This window comes from Bradyrhizobium sp. WSM3983 (assembly GCF_000473045.1).
GTDB lineage: Bacteria > Pseudomonadota > Alphaproteobacteria > Rhizobiales > Xanthobacteraceae > Bradyrhizobium.
Genome location: NZ_AXAY01000071.1, coordinates 1 through 2,293 on the forward strand (window position 1 = coordinate 1; position 2,293 = coordinate 2,293).

General features: G+C 61.4%; 4 protein-coding genes. All 4 read right to left on the reverse strand.

Translation table 11 applies throughout. The features are described from left to right. Positions 1-401: 401 nt before the first annotated feature. The gene (locus YUA_RS0140705) at positions 402-881 is read right to left on the reverse strand and encodes an RES family NAD+ phosphorylase (protein ID WP_245285394.1); all 480 of its coding nucleotides are present in this window, start codon (positions 879-881) and stop codon (positions 402-404) included. Then, the gene (locus YUA_RS0140710) at positions 863-1,294 is read right to left on the reverse strand and encodes an antitoxin Xre/MbcA/ParS toxin-binding domain-containing protein (protein ID WP_027535764.1); all 432 of its coding nucleotides are present in this window, start codon (positions 1,292-1,294) and stop codon (positions 863-865) included. Before YUA_RS0140710 ends, YUA_RS0140705 begins: the two co-directional genes overlap by 19 nt. Positions 1,295-1,477: 183 nt before the next feature. Continuing rightward, positions 1,478-1,630 (reverse strand): hypothetical protein, encoded by a 153-nt coding sequence (locus YUA_RS50775; protein WP_156947617.1) that lies wholly within the window; start codon positions 1,628-1,630, stop codon positions 1,478-1,480. Positions 1,631-2,083: 453 nt separating this feature from the next. Beyond that, a partial coding sequence (locus tag YUA_RS51495) for a hypothetical protein (RefSeq protein ID WP_210164576.1) occupies positions 2,084-2,293 on the reverse strand: 210 nt, incomplete at its 5' end.

Sequence of the window (2,293 nt, forward strand, 5' to 3'; positions counted from 1 at the left end):
CGGCTTCAGCCTGATCTGGTCGCGGCCGCGCAAGAACGGCGACTGAGGTCGCCAAGAAGCCCCGTCCGGTCCGCCGGGCGGGGCTTCTCAATTCGAGGTAACTGCGAGTTCGGACGCATTGCGACCGGCTCGAGCCGCTCGGCTCCCCACCGGCTATTCAGTCCGCCGCGCGTCTTCTGTTGGCACCCGTGCCAGACGGCCGGGTCAAAGGGTCCGCTGCTCAACTCCTAAACTACGCGCCAGTCGATCGACGACGTCGATGGCTTGCCGCTTACGCGACGATCGAGGGGGCGCGTTTGATCGAAGGCTCCTGCCTCTTCTCCAGACGATTATCGCCGGCACACGGCATGCTACAAGTGGTTCGAGCACCGGATTCTGGCCCGCTTCGTCATCGTTCTGGCTCAGAACAGACGTGGGTCAAGAACGAATGGCTCTACAGAGATCACGGAGATCCGCGCCGCGTCCTTGTGAGTGTGGTTGATCAGGATGTTGACGTCGGGGGACTGATCTAGAGGGACGATCGCAGAGGGAACGCGCAGGAGGGGTGCCGCGAGCGAGGCGTGCCATTGATCACCTCGTTGCTGGGTCCAAACTTCCTGGCGCCGCCAATCGGCGGGCAGATCGCTTAAGCCCAGCGTCTCGACGCCGAGGTCATCTGGACCATCGTAGCGCACCATCATCAGCGCGGGCATGAGAGTTGGATCTTCGATATGGACCAGTTTTTCCAACACGCACAGCGCAGGCGACGTGCTGCAGTAGGTGACAGGCCGTCCGACCGTATTCCAGCGTCCGTCAAAAAGCAGGCCATAGCCCCCATCGAACGTCTTGGCATGCTGTATGCCCGACAAACGCCAAAGCAGCATCAGGCGGCGGCGCCCCACGCGATCTTGCCGAGTATGGTCTCGACGACGCGGGCGCCAGTTTCGGTTTGTGCTACCGCCAGCGGCGTCTCGCCATGAAGTTCTGCTAACGAACGCCGGAGCCATAGATTGGCCTTGTCGGCGTCGCCGAAGGTCTCCTCGGCAAGTGTCTGCACCCGCAGCAATCGCACTGCCCGGTCGGATTCTTCCACGGTGAGCGGTTGCTTTTTCTCCGCGCGATGCCGGCGCGTTCGTTGCGGAATGACGAACAATTCGATTTCCTGATCACTAAGTCCCGCCTTCGCCAGCCCATGCAGCGCGGTCAGGGGAAGCCGCTTTCGTACCGCCAGGGCGAGGTCCGCCTGCGAGCGTATAACCGCTCCGAGGACCGAGCGCCCACCCAGCTTCCTTGCTACGATTTCGACAATGGACACAAGGGCCTCCTTGAACGTGGCGGCAATATGCCATATAGATAGCGGCACATTGCCGAATTTGCAAGAACTCCGCAAAGGCCCGCCTGCAAGGAGCCGGAGCCGGAGTGGGGACGTGGGGACGAGGTCGTAGGGGCAGGGACTTTCGATTCAGGGGCATGTTGGCACCGCTGGCAACCGAATATTCTAGGACTCATTCTCAATGTGCTTGGCATCGGCCTGTTCTGCTGGCTGATTTTTACTGTCGCTGCTTACGCGATGCGATTCTTCGCTGCGCTTTCTTTGGCGCTGGCGGCGTAACAATGGCGCGCGCGTCACGGTCACGGCTTTTGCCGCCATTCTTGCCGGTCCCCGTCATTGGACAAACCGCGTCTGCCTGCACTCCATCCACGCTTCTTCGTGCGCTGCTCCCCGCTGCCTTTGCTGTTCCGGCGGCCTTCGCCGGCTATCATGTCGTCCACGGCAAATCGCAAGTTGGGGCGTCTTCATTGCTTTGGCACGACATCCTTGCCTGGATCGGCGCTATGGCGATCGGCGGCGCTGCCTGGACATGACCATCCTTGCCGAACCCCTGCGACTGTCGAGGCTTTGCGGAACGGACCTCAGCCGGCTCTCACTGCCACGAAGGAGGGATGACCTCTATCTCGTCCGGCGAGATTATCTACAATCAAAGCGTTGGTTGGCCGCGTGATAGACCATCGGTAGAGCGGCCTCCCTCGAGCGCCTCGACCGGGCGGCCCCGACCTTCCCGGCACAAGCTAAGGCAGGCAGGGCATTGCATGGCGGATTGTTTCAGGCAATCGAATCCACCACTTCCTTCGCTATCGTTGTTTTCTCCACGCCTGACGGCAGCGACATCTTGTGCAGCCCGACCGAGAGGCGCCACAACTTCTTCCGGGGATGCTGTTCAGCGCACGGACCACCTGGCCTCTTGATGGCTCGATCTGGCCGAAGAGCGGCTGCGCCTCGATCGCCTGAACGCAACGCCAGCAGCTCGACTTT